14 protein-coding genes are annotated in these 19,039 nt (G+C 44.2%); 4 read left to right on the top strand and 10 right to left on the bottom strand.

All coding sequences use genetic code 11. The features are described from left to right. Positions 1–74: 74 nt before the first annotated feature. The 4 genes from UQ64_RS19000 to UQ64_RS19015 form a co-directional block, all read right to left on the bottom strand. Complete coding sequence (locus tag UQ64_RS19000) at positions 75–827, bottom strand: amino acid ABC transporter ATP-binding protein (RefSeq protein ID WP_425339605.1); 753 nt, start codon at positions 825–827, stop codon at positions 75–77. A gap of 15 nt (positions 828–842) precedes the next feature. Then, positions 843–1,502: an amino acid ABC transporter permease gene (locus UQ64_RS19005; protein WP_042124383.1), complete on the bottom strand. Its 660-nt coding sequence runs from the start codon at positions 1,500–1,502 to the stop codon at positions 843–845. 29 nt (positions 1,503–1,531) lie between these two features. Further along, positions 1,532–2,302 (bottom strand): amino acid ABC transporter substrate-binding protein, encoded by a 771-nt coding sequence (locus tag UQ64_RS19010; protein WP_060625099.1) that lies wholly within the window; start codon positions 2,300–2,302, stop codon positions 1,532–1,534. Between the two features lie 208 nt (positions 2,303–2,510). Then, positions 2,511–3,629, bottom strand: coding sequence for a polysaccharide deacetylase family protein (locus UQ64_RS19015; protein ID WP_060625100.1), 1,119 nt, complete (start codon positions 3,627–3,629; stop codon positions 2,511–2,513). A gap of 485 nt (positions 3,630–4,114) precedes the next feature. Between UQ64_RS19015 and qoxA the strand changes: the two genes are divergently transcribed. Genes qoxA through qoxD form a run of 4 tightly spaced genes read left to right on the top strand, consistent with a single transcriptional unit; the run spans position 4,115 to position 7,980 of the window. Further along, complete coding sequence (gene qoxA, locus UQ64_RS19020; RefSeq protein WP_060625101.1) at positions 4,115–5,110, top strand: cytochrome aa3 quinol oxidase subunit II; 996 nt, start codon at positions 4,115–4,117, stop codon at positions 5,108–5,110. A 38-nt stretch (positions 5,111–5,148) separates the two neighbouring features. Next, positions 5,149–7,092: a cytochrome aa3 quinol oxidase subunit I gene (qoxB, locus tag UQ64_RS19025; protein WP_060625102.1), complete on the top strand. Its 1,944-nt coding sequence runs from the start codon at positions 5,149–5,151 to the stop codon at positions 7,090–7,092. Then, entirely contained in the window at positions 7,089–7,685 is a 597-nt protein-coding gene (gene qoxC, locus UQ64_RS19030; protein WP_060625103.1) for a cytochrome aa3 quinol oxidase subunit III, read from the top strand. Before qoxB ends, qoxC begins: the two co-directional genes overlap by 4 nt. A 4-nt stretch (positions 7,686–7,689) precedes the next feature. Then, positions 7,690–7,980 (top strand): cytochrome aa3 quinol oxidase subunit IV, encoded by a 291-nt coding sequence (gene qoxD / locus UQ64_RS19035; RefSeq protein WP_036680878.1) that lies wholly within the window; start codon positions 7,690–7,692, stop codon positions 7,978–7,980. A gap of 76 nt (positions 7,981–8,056) precedes the next feature. Here the strand turns inward: qoxD and UQ64_RS19040 are convergent, their stop codons facing one another. The 6 genes from UQ64_RS19040 to UQ64_RS19065 form a co-directional block, all read right to left on the bottom strand. Then, positions 8,057–9,763, bottom strand: a complete 1,707-nt coding sequence (locus UQ64_RS19040; RefSeq protein ID WP_060625104.1) for a methyl-accepting chemotaxis protein — start codon at positions 9,761–9,763, stop codon at positions 8,057–8,059. A gap of 209 nt (positions 9,764–9,972) precedes the next feature. Beyond that, positions 9,973–12,552 carry a DUF4430 domain-containing protein gene (locus UQ64_RS19045; RefSeq protein ID WP_060625105.1) on the bottom strand — a complete coding sequence of 860 codons (2,580 nt, stop codon included), beginning with the start codon at positions 12,550–12,552 and terminating at the stop codon, positions 9,973–9,975. Between the two features lie 208 nt (positions 12,553–12,760). Further along, entirely contained in the window at positions 12,761–15,757 is a 2,997-nt protein-coding gene (locus tag UQ64_RS19050; RefSeq protein ID WP_060625106.1) for a GAP1-N2 domain-containing protein, read from the bottom strand. Next, on the bottom strand, positions 15,754–17,016 hold the full coding sequence (locus UQ64_RS19055) for a TRAFAC clade GTPase domain-containing protein (protein ID WP_042124368.1): 1,263 nt from the start codon (positions 17,014–17,016) through the stop codon (positions 15,754–15,756). Before UQ64_RS19055 ends, UQ64_RS19050 begins: the two co-directional genes overlap by 4 nt. Positions 17,017–17,102: 86 nt before the next feature. Next, positions 17,103–17,744, bottom strand: a complete 642-nt coding sequence (locus UQ64_RS19060) for a hypothetical protein (protein WP_060625107.1) — start codon at positions 17,742–17,744, stop codon at positions 17,103–17,105. A 22-nt stretch (positions 17,745–17,766) separates the two neighbouring features. Beyond that, entirely contained in the window at positions 17,767–19,038 is a 1,272-nt protein-coding gene (locus tag UQ64_RS19065; protein WP_060625108.1) for a vWA domain-containing protein, read from the bottom strand. Position 19,039 lies beyond the last annotated feature (1 nt).

Below are 19,039 nucleotides of genomic sequence, written 5' to 3' on the forward strand. Positions count from 1 at the left end.
GCAAAAAATCCCCCAGCTATAAAACACTGTGGGGACTTGTTCTCATTAATAGACACTTTATTAGCCTAAAATATTTACAATCTCGACTCTTTACTCAGAAAAACCCGAGTTCGTTCCTGCTGTGGATGATCAAAAATCTGCGATGGTGTTCCAGACTCTGTGATCTCACCGTTGTCCATGAAAATCACACGATCGGCAACATCACGAGCAAAGTTCATTTCATGAGTGACAACAATCATTGTCATATTCTCCTCGGCAAGTTGACGGATGACACGTAGTACTTCGCCAGTGAGTTCAGGATCAAGCGCGGAAGTGGGTTCATCGAACAATAAAATATCCGGATTCAGCATTAACGCCCTCGCGATGGCAACCCGCTGCTTCTGTCCACCTGACAGCTTTGCAGGATACACATCCGCTTTTTCAGCAAGACCTACTTTAGAGAGCAAGTCTCTGCTTCTAGCCGTTATCTCCTTCACGCTCTCCCGTTTCAACATCCTTGGAGCTAGCTCTAGATTGCCTCGCACCGTTAGGTGTGGAAATAGGTTAAAGTGTTGAAACACCATGCCCATGGACGACGTGATCTCACGAATACTTGCTCCACTAACGTATTTTCCATTCTCTACGAGCGGCTTGCCTTGGATAACGATGCTTCCGCCTGTAACTTCCTCCAGATGTACTAGACTACGCAGCATCGTACTCTTACCTGAACCGGAAGGCCCGATAACAGCGACGGCTTCACCTGCCGCGATATTGAAACTAACCTTCTTCAACACATCCAAATTGCCGAAGGATTTCTCTAAATCATTCACTTCTATCATGCTACTCATATTCAGACAGTCCCTCTACTCGAATTTGAAACGTTTCTCCAGTGCTTTGAAGAATAAAGTGAGCACCAGCGTCATCAGTAAGTAAATCACTCCCGCCACTACAAAAGGGGTTACAGTAAAGTCTCGATTTACTGCTGTTTTGGCATAGTTCAGTAGCTCAGGCACAGCAACGGCATATAGTAGAGCCGTATCTTTGACCAAGGAAATCGATTCATTAGCCACAGCCGGCAAAGCAACCCTGAACATTTGAGCTAGAATTACTTTGCGCAGCGTTTGCCATTTACTCAGTCCGAGTACTTTGGCCGCTTCATGCTGCCCTTTATCAATGGAGAGCATGCCACCACGAAAGATCTCTGCGAAATATGCCCCATAGTTAAGAATAAACCCAAGACTCGCCGCAACGAAGCGGTCCATGACCAGATATTGTCCAATCACCGGAATCTGCGGCAATCCAAAACAAAAAAATAGCAATTGCAGTAAAAGTGGTGTTCCCCGCATGACATAGATGTAAGTATGAGCAATCCATGCCAAGGGTTTGATCACACTCTTCGCCATCAAAGTGACAAGGAAGCCGAGCGGAATCGACACCAAAATAACAATAAGGAACAATAAAACAGTTGTACGTGCGCCTTCTAACATCGGCCCGGAAATTTGTATAATATAATCCATTTTCATTTCTCCAATAATCTCTCTATATTGACCTTCTATTTCAATACCTTATTCTCACCAAACCACTTCGTAGAGATCTTCTCAGCCGTTCCGTCGTTGTTCATTTCATCCAAAGCCTTTTGAAGTTCTTCCAGCAGTGCCTCATTGCCTTTCTTAATTCCAATACCATACTGCTCAGGAGCAAGCGATTCATCTAGCAGCTTAAAGGTATTAGGCTCTTTTGACATATAATATCTAGCCACCACTTCATCAATGACTACACCGTCCAGACGCTTAGTCTTCAAATCTGTGAGCGCTAGCACATTATCCGGAAATTCCGATAGATTAGCAATTTGGTCTTTAATCGGATTAGCATTTAAAGCATCGGCAGCAGAGGAAAGACTTTGAAGCCCTACCTCTTTACCATCCAAATCCTTAAGCTCCGAAATAGAGGAATCCGCTAATACGACTACTACCTGGCTATTCTCAAGATAAGGCTTAGTGAATAATACCTTTTCCTTACGTTCATCTGTGATCGTATAACCATTCCAAATCATATCAATCCGGCCACTATTCAGTTCCGACTCCTTAGCTGACCAGTCAATAGGCTGAAAAGTGATTTCTTCGCCCATTTTCTCAGCTGCAGCTCTAGCATAGTCGATATCAAACCCAACAATTTCGTTGTTCTCATCTCTAAAGCCCATCGGAGCGAACTTATCATCAATCCCAATTACCAGCTTTCCATCCTTACTCCCAGAAGACGAGCAGCCTGATAAAGCTGCAACGACCATGATCAAAAATAAAACTAAAAGTGCATTTTTCTTCATCTCTTTTATCCCCCATCGTTGACACATCGCCGTGTGCTTTAGTTCGCTAATACGTTATCAGAGTATCATGATAACATGACATATTAACTTCGTCGATAGATTAGAGAACCTATATGTGTCAAATCTACAAAGATTTCAGACAACAAAAAAAGGCGACAGATTAATTCTGCCGCCTTATCAATAGAAATAATTTAATTTCACATCAGATTTAGCGCTTATCCTTCCAGAAATTGTTAGGCTCCATATCTGAAGTAATAACGTGAAACGCATAGCCTTCTTTCTTCAGCGTCTCTAGGATGCGCGGAAGAACTTTAAGTGTAGCCTTTTGATCATGCATTAGAATCACTGGACTGCTCTTCTTCAGACCATGAACCTCTCTCATAACCGTGTTATAGATGGAGTTACTATCATTCTTATATCTCCAATCCTCAGAGTCAACGTTCCAATCCCACAGATGATACCCTTGAGTTAGTATCTTATCTCTAAAAGGTTTTGTTAAATAAGGTTTACTACCATAAGGTGTACGAATCAGCGTTGTACTCTGACCCGTAATCTTCTTCAGAATTGCATTATCGTCATTCATCTCTTTCAACGCAGAAGCTGGAGAAGCATAAAATTTATCTTTCACATGTGTCATGCCGTGTAAAGCAGGTGCATGCCCTTCCTTCACTAAGCGTTTCACTTGAGACGCATGTGCGTTCATGTTATTTCCTAACATAAAGAAGGTTGCCTTCGCATCATACTTCGCCAAGATATTAAGTAGTTGAGAGGTTGTAGCGGATGGGCCATCATCAAAGCTAAGATATACGACTTTCCCTTTAGTGCCTGTCGTCCCTGTAGTTACATTTTGTTGCAAAGCCTTTTTATGTTGATTCACGAATGCAGCATCGTCTAATTTAGCTCCGGAATTATACACCCTTAATAAAGATTGAGCTGGCTTGAACGAAATTGAAAATCCAAGATGAGAGGTCATCTTCACAGGAACCATCGTTCTACCATTTTCCACGAATGTTTTCAGCGGAATAGTCTTTCCATTAGGAAGAAGAGCTGTTGCGTGATCATTCAGCAGTTCGATGGAACCGTTGTTCCCTTTAACATGAATACCAACACCCTGAAGGGTAAGATTAAGATTCAGTTCTAGTGACAAATCACGCAGTGAAACATAATATGTATCCTTTATCGACACTGCATCAATTTTGGTTAATTTATCGTTCACCCCTAATTTCAGGGATCCTGCACCCGCAGCATTCACTGTATCTATCTCTCGTACCAAGCCCGTACATACGAATAATACTATAAATAATAGCCACACTTTCTTTTTAAACATCTTAAAAAATCTCCCATCTCGTATATTTACCTATAACATTATCATAGATTAATAGATAGAAATTTGAGAGATTGTAACTTAATACAGAATAATTTGTTACCCTTTTTAACACTTGCAGAATTTTCGACAAATTTCACCAAAGTACAGATTCCGGCCAAATCCTGTCATACCAACAAAAAACGCTTAAATCCCAATCCTTTTGCACAAAATAGATGTGTCCAAATTAGCAACATTAGTAAATTATTGAACAAAGTTTGAACAGAAATAAATAACCATTAAACAGCGCAGCTACAGTGATCTTTATCATATCATTAGGAACTTGTAACAAATTGATCACAAATATTTAACTTGATCGCCATTATTAAGGTCTATTATGTCTCATATGGAAAAATAAGTCTTTTGCTTTCTTTCCCATTAGTTCTTACTATATATGAAGGTAATGATGAGGGTTAATTAATAGAAGTATTGAAGGAAGGAGCTTAAGCATGAACAAAAAGGGACCGTTATACGCTTTATTTCTCAGCCTAATTTTACTCTTGCCAGGATGCAGTTCAATCGCTGTTCTGAATCCGAAGGGGCCGGCTGCGAGAACTCTGTCTGACACGATCATCCTCTCCATTGTTGTGATGCTCGGCGTTCTAGCAGTTGTCTACATCTTATATGTCTTCGTACTATTGAAGTACCGCGCTAAGAAAAGCAACGAAGATTATATTCCTCCTCACGAGGAAGGAAACAAATGGTTGGAGGCCATCTGGATTACAATCCCGATTATTATCGTGGCATTCCTCTCCGTGGTCACTGTCAAAACGACAGTAGATGTAGAAAACGTTGCAGCGGATTATAAAGATCAGAAACCGCTTGTAATCTATGCTTCCTCCTCCAACTGGAAATGGCATTTCAGCTATCCTGAGGAAGGTATTGAAACCGTAAACTACGTGAACATTCCAGTTCACCGCGCTGTCGAGTTCAGATTATACTCTTTCGGTACGATCTCAAGTCTCTGGATCCCTCAATTGGGAGGACAAAAATATGCGATGAGTGACATGCTTACCACTCTGCATCTTTCAGCGGATACTGTAGGTTCTTATACTGGAAGAAATGCGAACTTTAATGGTAAGGGTTTTGCCCACATGGAGTTCGAAGCCCTTGCGATGACTGATAAGGACTATCAAGAATGGGTAAAAGATGTTAAAGAGACAGCAGGTCCATTAACCGAAGACGAATTCAAAAATCTTTTGAAAATGGAATATGTCGGACGTAAAACATACACCAACACTCACTTATCCTTTAGCCCTCCTCCGGGAGACCATGGCGACCATATGAGTAATAATGGTAAAGAAATGGATATGGACAATGGAACTACGGAGCACCAAGATAATAAAGAAATTCATCCAAGTCCTGCACCATCCAGCGAGACGGAATTCAACAGTGAACCTAATCCAGAACTGGATGAACAGAGCACTACACATGAAGGACATTAGTCCATGTTAATTGAGCAACTTGAAAGGAGCGATTCCTAATGGATTGGGATAAATTTAAGGTCCACGGCGAACCCCTGATTTACGGGGCTATGGCAAGTATTGTTCTAGCTACAATCGGGATTATCGTCGGCCTGACCTATTTTAAAAAATGGGGATATTTATGGCGCGAATGGTTAACTACCGTTGACCACAAACGTATTGGGATTATGTATATCCTTGCTGCACTGCTAATGCTTTTCCGTGGCGGCGTTGACGCTATGATGATGAAGCTGCAAACTGCAGCTCCAGATATGAAATTCCTTGACTCACAGCATTACAACGAGGTATTTACAACACACGGCTTGATTATGATTCTCTTTATGGCCATGCCGTTTATTATCGGTCTGATGAATGTTATCGTTCCGCTACAAATCGGTGCCAGAGACGTTGCCTTCCCGCGTCTCAACGCCGTCAGCTTCTGGCTCTTCTTCTTCGGAGCAATGCTGCTTAACATTTCGTTTGTTATCGGGGGATCACCGGATGCTGGCTGGTCTGCATACTTCCCACTAGCAAGTATAGAGTTCAGCCCAACGGTTGGTAACAACTACTACTCGCTCGCGCTACAAATATCAGGTATCGGTACACTCCTCACAGGCGTTAACTTTATTGTAACGATTCTGAAGATGCGTGCTCCTGGCATGAAGTTGATGAAGATGCCAATGTTTACTTGGTCCGTACTAATCACGAACGTAATTATTGTTTTCGCCTTCCCAGTGCTTACGGTAGCGCTCGCGTTGATGATGTTCGACCGGTTGTTCGGCTCTCAATTCTTCACGATGGCCAACGGCGGTATGGATATGTTATGGGCCAACCTATTCTGGGTATGGGGACATCCCGAAGTATATATCGTTGTATTGCCGGCGTTCGGTATTTATAGCGAAATAATCGCCACCTTCTCCAAAAAGAACCTGTATGGTTATACATCCATGGTCTTTAGTATGTTGATTATTTCCCTCTTGTCCTTCTTAGTATGGGCTCACCATTTCTATACAATGGGTCAAGGCGTTATGGTTAACAGTTTCTTCTCGATTACAACCATGGCTATTGCCGTACCGACAGGTGTTAAAATATTCAACTGGCTATTCACCTTACGAAAAGGGCGAATAACTTTCACGACACCTATGCTATACACCCTGGCGTTTATTCCGATCTTTACGATTGGTGGGGTTACAGGTGTCATGTTGGCTATGGCCAGTGCCGATTACCAGTACCATAATACGATGTTCCTGGTAGCGCATTTCCACTACGTTCTTATTCCAGGTGCCGTGTTCGCCGTTATCGCAGGTTTCCATTACTGGTTCCCTAAAGTATTCGGTTTCCGCCTAAACGAACGTCTTGGCAAGCACGCCTTCTGGTGGATTATTATTTCCTTTAACGTAGCGTTCTTCCCGCTGTTTATTCTTGGACTTATGGGTATGACTCGTCGTCAATACACCTACTCCGCGGATACCGGATTTGGACCGCTAAGTATGCTCTCGTTTGTCGGGGCAGTTGGTCTAATGATTGGTTTCGTTATTCTGGTCTATAACATCTACTGGAGTACACGTTATGAGCCAAGAGATACCGATGGAGATCCATGGGATGCACGTACACTGGAGTGGGCAACCAAGAGCCCGATTCCGGCTTACAACTTCGCAGTGGTTCCAACTGTAAAAACACGCGATGCCTTCTGGACTTCTAAAATGGACAAAGTACCACTCTTTGAAGATAAGATTACTAAGATTCATATGCCTAGCAATACAGGCAAACCATTTATTCTGGGTGTTATCTTCTTCGTCGCAGGATTCTCTCTGGTATTCAGTCTCTGGATTCCAGCAATTATCTCCGGAGTAGGCATCCTCATCGTTCTAGCGGCTATGTCCTTCGATCGGGATCACGGATTCTACATCCCTGTAGAAGAAGTTATTGCTACTGAAAAGAAATTGCGGGGTGAGACAGTATGAAAATAGATGCGTCTAAGCCGCTTGAATACTCAACAGAAGAGAATAGTAATAAAATCTTTGGCTTCTGGGTCTTTCTAGGAGCAGAGATTGCACTGTTCGCTACGTTGTTCACTGTTTACTTTGTAATGGTAGACCGTTTTGCCAGCGGCCCTAGCGGGCCGGACCTTTTTGAAATTGGTCCAGTGATGATCGAAACATTACTGCTGTTGTCAAGCTCATTTACGATCGGTCTTGCAGTTCATGCTATGCGTCATGGTTACCAGAAAGCTATGATGGTCTTTTTCGGACTAACCCTACTAATGGGTCTCGGCTTCCTTGGTATTGAAATCATGGAGTTTGTCACTTATGTTCACGAAGGGGCTACACTTCAAACTAGTGGTTTCCTATCCAGTCTCTTTGTACTGCTGGGAACACACGGAGCTCACGTATCGTTCGGGTTCCTATGGGGTGCGGCTATCTTAATCCAGTTGAAGCGTCAAGGTATTACTCCGGCTACGGCCAATAAATCCTTTATCTTCTCGCTGTACTGGCATTTCTTGGACGTTGTCTGGATCTTTATTTTCAGCTTCGTCTATCTGAAAGGACTGATGTAGCATGATGAAGCAACTGTTTCCAATTCGCCATGTGATGGGTTTCTTAGCCTCTCTTGTCCTTTCTGTGGCTGCACTTGCTGTAATCTACCTTGATCTATCTAATACTGCGAACATGGCTATCCTGCTTGTTACAGCGCTCATTCAGGCTTCCCTGCAGCTCTTCCTGTTCATGCATATTGGAGAATCAGCTGATACCAAGAAAGAACTCTACATCAATATCGCCTATGCCTTATTCGTTGGCTTAGTTACGATCTTTGGTACACTCTTCATCTTCGTATGGGGCTGGTATGCTTAACTCCATTCAATAACACACAAAAGGACGTCTCCAAAGCCTAAATGGCTCTGGGACGTCCTTTTTTTTTCATTTCGCGTTATAATCTAAATCGTGCTAAAGTCTTCTGCAGATCTTCCGCCAGCACCGCCAAATACTGAGCTGATGCGGACATTTCCTCCATAGCAGACAGTTGCTGCTGACTAGCTGCACTGGTGTCCTGAACACCCACTGCCCCTTTATCGGATATAGCATTGACCTGTTCCATTGCTGCCGCTACACCTTGTGACTCTAAAGAGACATGCGCAACCGCCTCTCTAATCTCTTCCGTCTGCAGCGTAGCTTCTTTAATAGAACTTTGAATCTCATGAAAAGCTTGAGATACGAGCTGACTTTGAACTACGCCGATAGAGACTAGCTCAGAGCCGAAGGCCATTGATTCTACTGCTTTTTCAGTTTGCTTTTGAATATACGTAATAATATCCGTTACTTTCAGTGAACTGTTTCGCGTCGCTTCTGCAAGACCCCGAATTTCTCCAGCAACTACAGCAAAACCACGTCCATGTTCTCCAGCTCTCGCTGCTTCAATAGAAGCATTAAGCGCCAGCAGGTTCGTCTGTGTTGCAATTCCGTTAATCGTAGTAATAATTGTATTTATATCCTGAGACAGCTGCCCAAGGTTACTAATAATCTCTTGGCTCTGAGTTACGCCGGAGTCGATTTCCTTCATCTGTTCAATGATGTTATCTACGGCGATTACTCCTCGATCTGTTGAACCGGAAGCGAATCCCATAAGGTCGGACATTTCAAAACTGCTACTTTCTACGGCCGAAATATTGTTGGTCATAGCTTGTATAGACTGAGAGGTACGATTAATGCTTTCCGTCTGTTCATCAAACCCCGCTGCAATCTCTCCTGAAGATTCGGCGATCATTTGCGAAGCCAGCGAGGTCTGCTCAGCACTAGCGCTCATCTCTTGCGATGAGGCTGATAACAATTCTGCACTCTCCGCAATGCCTTGCATCATCTTCCGTAAGCTCTCCAGCATATTGTTAAATGAGCTATTAATTTGGCCGATTTCATCCTTAGCGGTATACGTTGCTATGACGGTTAAATCTCCATTTTCCGCCCGCTTCATTAAACCTTGCAGTTCCTTAAGAGGTTTCGTAATCAGTCGAATGATTGCAACACTAAGCACGATACAAATGATCAATGAGAACGATATCAATACTAGACTTTTAATCTTCATGCTCTTAGCGGTAGCCGTAGACTCTGAATTATGATCTCCAGCTCCCTTTAGCAGCGAATCGCTTATTCCTTTAAGCATATTGATCATTTTCTCACGAGAATTACTAAACTCACCTGTGAATACTTGAAAGGCCTCTTTGCTACCTTTACTATCCGCAACCTGAATAATATTCTCTCTTTGTACACGGTAGTCTGTTAAGGAGGACTCATATTCCTTAATTTTACTCACTACCGTACTATCATTGTACTGGACGGTCTTCAACTTGTTCAAAAGATTACTATTTTCCTGAACTTTCACCGCAATGTTCTCTTTCAGTTGTTTGTTCTTGTTTACATCAACGCTCATCAAGCGCTCCAAGAGAAAAGCTTCAATGGCCCGATTGTTTGTACGCATTTGTCCCACGTAAGAAACAGGCAATAAGTTTTCATTATACGTTTCTGTTGTTTTTTGAGCCATTTTGTCCATGGTGATAAAGCCAGTTACCCCCACAATGTTCAACATGACTACTGAGAATACCAATAGAATCCCAATTTTGAATTTTACTTTCATATTCTTCATCTGCATTCCGCCTTCACATATTCTAATTCACATTCTATTTTTATCGGCAAGAAAGGCGAATAGTGTGATGATTTTTAAATAAAAACATGAATAAAATGTCGAAAAAAAGTTTATGTTGTCAAATATTGCAACGAACGAAAACAAAAACGGACACTCGATCCGCTAATGCTCCGAATCGTAGTGTCCGCCTAACGAAAAATCAATCGTACTTATTCACCCGATGAATAGTACCAATATAATATATCACCATTCTCTAAAATGTAGCTGTCCGCGCTGATACTTGGATCAGCATCTCTATTCGTCTTATACTTCCATCCACTGCTAGGTCCGCCATCAAATTCGGACAAACCATTTATAGATTTCACGTATTTACTTCCAGCGGTTCCGGATGATACTACCTTATCGCCCAATTGACTAATCAATAAGCTATAAGCCGTTTCACCTTCTTTTAGCGATACTGTTGTACTGTTCAGAATCGTACCCTTCTTGTTATCCCCAACGACTGAAATGGTAGCCGTAGCTTTAACAGGGGCAATAACGTCTGAAGCAATGTTTAGTGACTGAGTATAACGCGCCACACTTGGCACACTATCTTTAGCATATCCGGTAACAATGATCGTATAGGTATTCGCTGGTAGACCTTGGTCAAAAGCAGCTACACCCTTAGCATTTGTGATGGCCTTCTGATCACCGATCAAGACCTGCACGCCAGCGGCTGGAGAAGTCACTGGATCGGAAGTAAAGGTATCCTTATTCCACACCCATTTTTTCTGAGAGACAGTTACTGTGAAAGCTTCACCCGGCTTTGGTTGTGATGAGGAGACGACCACAGTATCAACAACCTGTGTGGTTTCCCCGGCATAATATACAAGAACACGGTCGGATTCCTGTAATTCAAAAACGTCCATACCCACACTTGGATAGATCCATTCTCCGCCACGCCATACTACGAAGCTCCACCAGCCATCATAAAGACCTTGCGTAATTCCATGAATGCCCGATACAAAATTACCATACGAAGATTTCGTGATATCTACTTTAAAATCGTTGGAAGACCCCAATTGTTGCAAAGCTTCAAGGGCATTGGAAGCCTTTAAAGTCCCCTCACCGATCACTCCTTGCGGACCCTCAACGGTAAGTGAAGTCGTTACATTCTTAGGAATCACCTTTAGATCTTGAGTATATTTAGCTATCGACGGTGCTTTTCCTTCCCGATAGCCTGTTACAGTCAGCTTGTAATCACCTGCTGGAACATTCCCTGAGAATAATGCCTCACCTTTAGCATTCGTCGTTACGATGCGATTTCCAATTTGGACCTGAACGCCAGAAGCTTTGGCAGTTACCGGGGAGGACGTATTCGTTACAGCGTCCCATTTCCATGTCTTACTAGTCACTACTACAGTAAAAGAATCGCCCTCTTTAGGGCTTGGTTTAGACACCGCTACCGAATCTACAAGTTTAGTATCATCTCCGGCATAATAAACCAGCACCTGATCTGAATCTTTAAGCGCAAAATCACTCATTCCAACATCAGGATTAATCCATTGACCGTTACGGGATACGACATACATCCATCCATCATAACCGCCATAGCTTCCGGCCGGAATGTTCCCAATTCCTGTGACATAAGCACCAGAAGGATTCGTGATCGGCAGGTTCGTCTGAAGAGCCAACTTCTCTAGTGCACCAAGCACGTTGCTAGCATATCCATATCCCTGTGCTAAAGTACTCTTAGGACCCTCTAGAGTAACAGGTGCATAGATTAAGGCATTCTGAACGGATGAATTAGAAAAATCGTATAACTTGCTGTTACTGCCTTTATGGAGTAGATTGTAGGCTACAAGCGCCTGAATCCCCTGCTCTGTAGCTAGAATATTGCTGCTTCCACCACGGCTATGAGTAAAGCTGCCGTCAGCGAGACGGTAGCTCAGCAAATTCCCGATCAGATTCACTTTATTCTTGGTATATTCTAACCCACTTGGATCTACACCGAAGGATGTGAGACCTAGAATAGCTTGTGCAGCGCTCTCAGCACTATCTCCGTAACCTCCATGACTATCCTGAGCATTAGATAGCCAAGATACGGCTTGTAGCCCTGCTGTGTACGCTTCCGGATTAAGCTTATGTGCCGCTAGAGCGGTCAAAGCTATCGCTGTCATATCTGGCTCACTAGCGCCTGTCGTTAAGGCAAAGCCGCCATCTTGATTTTGCTTGGAGAGAATCTCAGCAATGAGCTTATCCGCTGTCCATTTCGCGTTATATGGAATGTTATATTTACCAGAGTCCAGTGCGAGCAAAGCATATACTGGATTATTAAGTGTCTGTCCACTGATTTTGTCATGATTATAGATCTTCTCTATTAAATTATAGCCAGGAGTTGTTCCGCTTCCAGCAAAGTTGGTAGGATCAGCACCAATTGCTCTTACTGCGAGTACAATTCTCGCATAATCCGTTACGTTCGAGAAATTGCCCTCTGCATCCTTCACCTTTTTCTCAAGGGATAGGCTATAACTCGCTGGCAGTTTATATCCTGCTTGAGCTAGTCCAATGGCTTGCCAATCTGACTGCACGCCACCCTTCAGAATAAATTCTGCAGCCGTATAGGTCGCATCCGCAACATTAATCCGCTCCGCATTAGCAGCTGAATCGCTAGATACTTCCAGCCCGGTGCTAACATCCGCCTCTGCGAAAATGGTTCCTGCCGGAACAATAGATGTTCCTAGAATCGAAATGGCCATGAAAATGGCCAGTCCAAGCACAAAAAACTTGGAGGAGAATATTTTCTTCATTGTTCAACCTCTTTCTAAAAAGGAATAGGTACTACACAAAATAAGTGCGCACAACATAAAAACCGCCCCTATGAAGGGCGGTATAACCTTATTTTCATAATCATATCTATTAATACACAGCATGTCTATAGAAAAGCTTTGTATGAGCAACAAAAAAAGAACAGCAGAACTAAACCTTTCGGATACGTCCTGCTGTTCAGAAACTCCTTTATTCAGCTGTTCCTTCTGGACTTGCAGTTGGCGAAGGTTCAGCACTTGAGTTAACTCCCGGTGTATCCTTTGGAGCGGGATCTACAATCAATGTAAATCTCCCTGCCTTGATCATACTTTTCTCTACGATGGTCGCACCCGGCTCCAAGGTAACCTCCACCTGATAGGAGGGTTGTACACCTTCTGAGACAGCTGTCGCGGATGGTACAACTGTGTTGTCCCCCGCATCAGCTGAAGGCGTTGGAGACGGCGAAGCATCGGCTTCTGAGTTAGTAGCCTCTGCGCCTTCTGCCGTTTCAGCAGTAGTGCCAGTGGCATTCGTATTCTCGGACGAGTTCCCCTCATCCGTTCCATCCGTTGACGGAACCGGGCAAGTCCCATTGCTAGCAGCAACCTTAAAACTCTTATCCACCACATCGGATGAAGTCATTAGACTAATCTCCGTCGGATTAAATTGCACACAATCATCCGCGTTGGCAAACGTAAACACCAATACACTGCTTCCTTTATCTCCTTCGGCACCTAGATCCTTCAGGTATACGGAAGCCGGAGGAAGCTTATTGCCTTCACTCTGAACGGGTGTCGGCTCAGGGCTTGTCCCCGGCAGAGCCGTCTTCGTATCATCCGGCCGTAGCATACTAAATACGATAATAGCGATAATCACCAGAATGCCCGTAATGGAACCGGAGATCAGGAGTCGAAATCGACTGCGGCTGATCCAGCGCGCCAGCGGGGAAGCGAGCTGGGAGCGAGCTTCGTTATAGACATTTTGTAGCGCAGGCCGAGCTGTAGCGACATAGCTTTTACGGAACTCACGATTCTTAAACGCCTCACGGTCACTGCTCTGGAAATACTTCAGAATCGCCCGGCGGTATCCCGGATGAAGCTTTTTATTCGATATCGTGAATAAAGAATTTCCTTGGGACCATGCAAAGAATCGATAGATAACATCCTTATCATTACCGGCTTTATGCTTAACTAACTCCAGCAATGCGTCATAATCCAGCGGACCACCCTCGCGCTGACTGGTGTAGTAGAAAGCTAGTGGAAGACGTTCAAATGGCTCTAGCACCCGGGCTTCCTTTAGTAAACGGCGGCCGAGCAGCTGCACATCGTCTAGTTCCTTCGGAGACAAGCCTGCAAAAATCTCTTCATTCGGCTTCTCTTCACCAAACCAGCGATAAGCAGCGCGGAGAGCATTTTCTTTCTGCTTGCTAATTCTATCTAGTGGCGGCTGCCAATCCACAACATTGCCATAACGTAAGAAAACAACCTCTAGTAAGTCCTCCTGCGTCATTTCAGTAAGGGATAGCCGGTTCAGCAAGAATCTATCAGCAGATGCTGCAAGCTCCAGCATGAGCGAGAGTACTTTAGGAGAAACGCCTGTCCCTCTACGTCGATCTTTTTCCGTTTTATCTACAATGCCATGAATTTCCGCCACCGCAGCAACCGGATCAGTCTCCAATTGTAGCTTTTCTAGCAAATAATCCCTTACAGCATCCTGAGCAAAAGGCTGCTCTAACGCAGCCGGCAGAAAACGGCCCCAATGGAGTACAAAATTCAGAATGTCCACAGATTTAGTAGCTGCAACTAGTCTCGACTCCATATAAGGTTCTAATAGCTGCTTGCGGAAATACGACTCGGACATTACCCGTTGAAAAAAAGTAGCACTTAGCTCATCGTTACTCTCAATAATCCCGTAAGCTGCACTGAGTACATCTTTGCGTCCCGCTTCCACGCTATGAAGCATTCCATTAATGAAATAATCGACGATTTTTACTTTGTAATTATGATCCTTAAGCACAAAATAATCCTTAAAGCACTCCATAATGGCAGGCTCCGGAACATTCCTTTGCCGGACTAAATCAAATTCTCGGTCGAACCGCTCCAAGAAAATATCATTCAGTCGGATTCTGGAATGAATAGCACCCTCCGCTTTAAGATAAGAGAGCAATCCACTTAGCACCGCACTCTTATTCTCTGTATATAAATGCTCATTCCCCTGCTCAATCTCATAAAATACGGCTAACTCATTATAGAAAGCGAGCGACAGTTTATGCTCAGGACTTTCTCCACGCAGGATCTGATCGGCAAAACTTACAAAATCGTCGAGATCCCCTGGATTCAAAAGCAACAGCTTCCAAACCAGATCAGCATATGGCTGGCGGGACTCGCCAAAATCTACATTTCCCATCCGTCCGGAAACCAAATCGAATGTAAAATCCTTTTCGATGCTGCGATCACCGGGACGGAGCGAACCTTTTTCCACGAAGCTAAGATGTATATATTTACGGCTTTGCGGTTCATTAGCATACGTAATCACGCCTAATCTACGGCGGAATTCATACGGCAGCACGCTATATAAAATCTCTGTAAGCTCAACCGCACGTGCGGACAGCTCCGTGATAGGTACATTTAGAGCGATATAGATTTTTTTCTTACCTGCCACAGAGAGCATCACTGCTTGCAGCAATGACTTAAATATCCCTTCATTAATCCCTAACAAGCGTAATCCCGCTATAGGATCAGGGCGACGATCCGTACGAATAACTGGAATAGCAGACAGCTCCGGCAAGGTTCCGCCCAGCTCACCTTCATAACTTTTTGCAAAATCAGCATGTAGAAAGTCCCCATAGCTCTGAATAATCTCCTCTGAACGTGAGGCAGGAACTACAAAGTTATGTGCAAAAAAAGCGCTGCGCTGACCCGTAAAATCCGTTGCTTGATAACGACTCATCCCAATGACCGTGTCGCCATTCTCTGCATGGAACAGGTGTAGCGCATTAGGATATACAGACTCATCCTTCTCTCCACGAGCGGCCAGCTCTACTGGAGCATCGTAGAGACAGAAAGGATGCAGTGTTTTTTTGATAAAATTATTGTCCAGACTGTCCGATTTCGCTACTGTATCAAAACCTTCAGTGGAACGAAATAATCCGCGGCGTTCGCGGGTATACATTTGTTGGGTAATCTTAGACCCTGAGAAAACATTCACGGGCCGTCGCTCCCCTCAATATACTTCAGCTTATGCAGCAGCCAAATAAATGGCTCGTCTACGCGAATTGGACTTACTACTCCCTCAATCTTCTGATTCACAGGATTACTGCCCAACGCAGATACCGCAAAATAGCCCGTATTCGAGAAGTATACATCCATCGTATCTTTAAAAGGTCTGTCCACCTTACCAATAAATCTGCGGATTTCTCCGTCGATGTTATGGAACTCATCCATATTCAATGTTTTGCGATGAACATAGTTATTGAACACATTACTGTTAGACTTGATATAATCGCCATCCTCATCCTTCAGCGAATGTAACATATCACTTTTCGCAAGAACGACTGCTGTTGGAATGTCTGTTTTGCTCTTTTCCTGATAAGCGATAAAATCACCGAACATTGTCAGCACAACATCACGTGGCTCGTCATATTGCGAGACCCATTCTCCCGGGCGATCGCCGATGTTAATATGAATCTTCTCACGAATTGAACGGATTTGCAGCGGATCGACCATAAACAGAATACCTGCAGAGTTCTTGATATGCTGACCGTGTAGTCCCAGATAATCCTGATCCACCATGCCCTCACCCGCTACATCAAAGAACACGAGTGTCAGTGGCGGCTTCTCTTCATCCTTAAAGACGAATTGAAAAATAAACGGCTCCTGCATTTTTTCCTTTTGTGTAGAAGCCAGAAGATCCCCGCGCTCAAAAAGCGGTTCTTCATATAGCGTACGGAACTTACGGCTAATCTCTGCATTTAGCGGCATACAAGCGGCATCAAAATGGCCTGCTGTCGTATGCTGCAAGGTGTGAATCAGCGCGGTCATGTACACCGACTTCCCGACTTGGGAAGCTCCGATAATTGAGATAATGTTACTAGGAACTTTTCCTGCAGTCACAGGTAGCTCATTATGGCAGGATGGACAAAGCCGTCTGCGCGTGAGTACTCCATAACGATCCGTAAGCCCTGTTAATACATGATCGGTATAATGATGGTATTCTTCCGGAATATCCGCCGGATTAATGATCGCTTCTATGTCATCCACCGTATCGAGCCCAAAGCGCTCACGGTATTTATTTAAGGCATCATCCTCGCCCAGTGCGTAATTCTCATCGTCCTCCCGGCTATGCATAGCCCGAAAGACGACATCCTCCGGAGAGAACTTGGTGAAGCAATACGGGCACACAATATCATAAAAAAGTGGCCTTGGCTCCGGCTGATTCTTTTTCATAAAACGGCTAAAAAAAGACATCTACTCATCCTCCCAAAAGTTGTATATGCGTATCTTGCTATGGACAGGAAATGTCCAACACTCGCTTGTACGCGTAGACTGATATCTTACTCCGGCACCAACTCGTAATAAAGCCCATACTTAGGACCGTCGGTGAAAAAGATGCGTACAAAATCATCCTTGCCGATCTCAATCGGCGGGAGTACGTTGCGTCCAGGGGCGAAATCCTGTACAAAGGGAAAGAGAATACCATCCTCTTTCCCTGCCGGATGTCCTCCCCGTTTCTTAACATAACAGAGGACATCTCGAGCTACTGGAACTTCTGCCGTAATCGCCATATGTACGGTCTTTTGTTTTCCGAATAATCCTTTTTTTTGTTGAATGGAATAATAGATTCTGGCTTTGCCTGCACTGACCACCACACGGTTCGCACCGTCACTTTGTCTCACCAGCAGCGTCTCTCCGTTCTCCGCAAGGCGAGCAAATATGGTATAGGAGACTAGACCGATCTCATCCAATCGATCACGGTATCCATTGTTAGATTTGTATTCCTCACGAGTGTAGAGCTTCATTCCGACAGGTGGAATATCCCCGGCTCCCATGGAAGCCTCTTCTGCGGAGGTCTTGTGGATGTACACCGCCTGCACGCCGTCCGGCCAACGCCATCTCAGCATACAGAACCGGTCATCCACTTGAGATGTCACATCCGTTATTACCAGAGCGGAAGCATTATCCTCGGCGTACCTCATTACTGTAAGCCCCTTTCAACTACTAGAATCCTTTGCTGTTCCGATTTCTCCGTCGATCAGGAAAGCCTTCTGTCGGTGGAGTAGGAGCTGCATTATTTCTTCTATTACGGTAAATACGTCCTTCTCCTACTGGAATGACGCCCGTAAATAATGAGATGATTGCAGCCAATATAAGAACAGCTAGGAGGCGAATAAGTCCGTCAGTGAAATTATGACCGCTAAGTCCGAATTCCAGAATAAGTCCTGCGAACAACCCTGAGATTACGCCGCCAATCCCGAAGCTTTTTGCTAAATGACGGTTGTCAAACATAATACCAAGTCCGAGTCCAAGTGCAGCACCGATTAGCATCAGCGACAAAATACGAACTGCAGCATAGTACGGACTATCTGCTGTAACATCACTGCGTACCGTAAGCAATGTTCGATCTCCCAAACGATCATAGATTTGCTGGAATACATCACCCAAAAGGGCTGTATCTGTCACATCATAATAATGACCACCCGTTATTTTCGCAATATCTTGTAGCAACTGGGTACCTGCAGGATCCTGCATCCCCAGACCAATGGTATTTACGGCAATTCCACGATCTATATAAGTCTGCAATTCTCGTGAGGTATCGAAATTACTTACTCCGTCCGACAGCAAAATAACCATTGCGCCCTGATTTTTTTTGCCGTCACTGTCTATCTCTTTAAGTGCTTCCGAGATCGCACCGCTAATGTTCGTGCCACCCTCAGTTGGCTTCAAATTATCAATGGCAGTCAGTACCTTCTCACGATTCTGTGAATCTGAGAGTGGTGTTAACGGCTGGACGACTACAGCTTCGTGGTTAAATGTCACCACCGATACCTGATTGTCATTGTCCATTCGTGCAATTAACGCCTTAGCGGCTGAATAACGGCTGTTATCAGGATCACTCTGAGCCATACTGCCAGAGTCATCGATAGCCATTACTACATTCTTAACCGGTTTAGCACCGCCAAAATTCAGCTCATAAACGAATTCCGTTAATGCTCCAACTCCAAGTGCAAGGACAATCATCAGAGGCAGCAGCTTCCATGAAAGCCCTAGATAACGCTGCTTCCATGAGGCTCCGTTTAGTCGTGGCGAGATCATCTCTGCAATCAGGCAGCCGATACCGATACCGAGCGCCACAATGGCGAAATAAATGCCCACGAGTAAAATGGATGGCAGATCGTTATACCAGCTTAGCAGCCATTCGCCAAAAAGAAAGGCGACCCCACCGCCGATCAGACTGAAGAAGAGCAGGAGCATATTGATTTTTCTCTGCATC

The sequence above is a fragment of the Paenibacillus etheri genome (genome assembly GCF_001012825.1).
GTDB lineage: Bacteria > Bacillota > Bacilli > Paenibacillales > Paenibacillaceae > Paenibacillus_AQ > Paenibacillus_AQ etheri.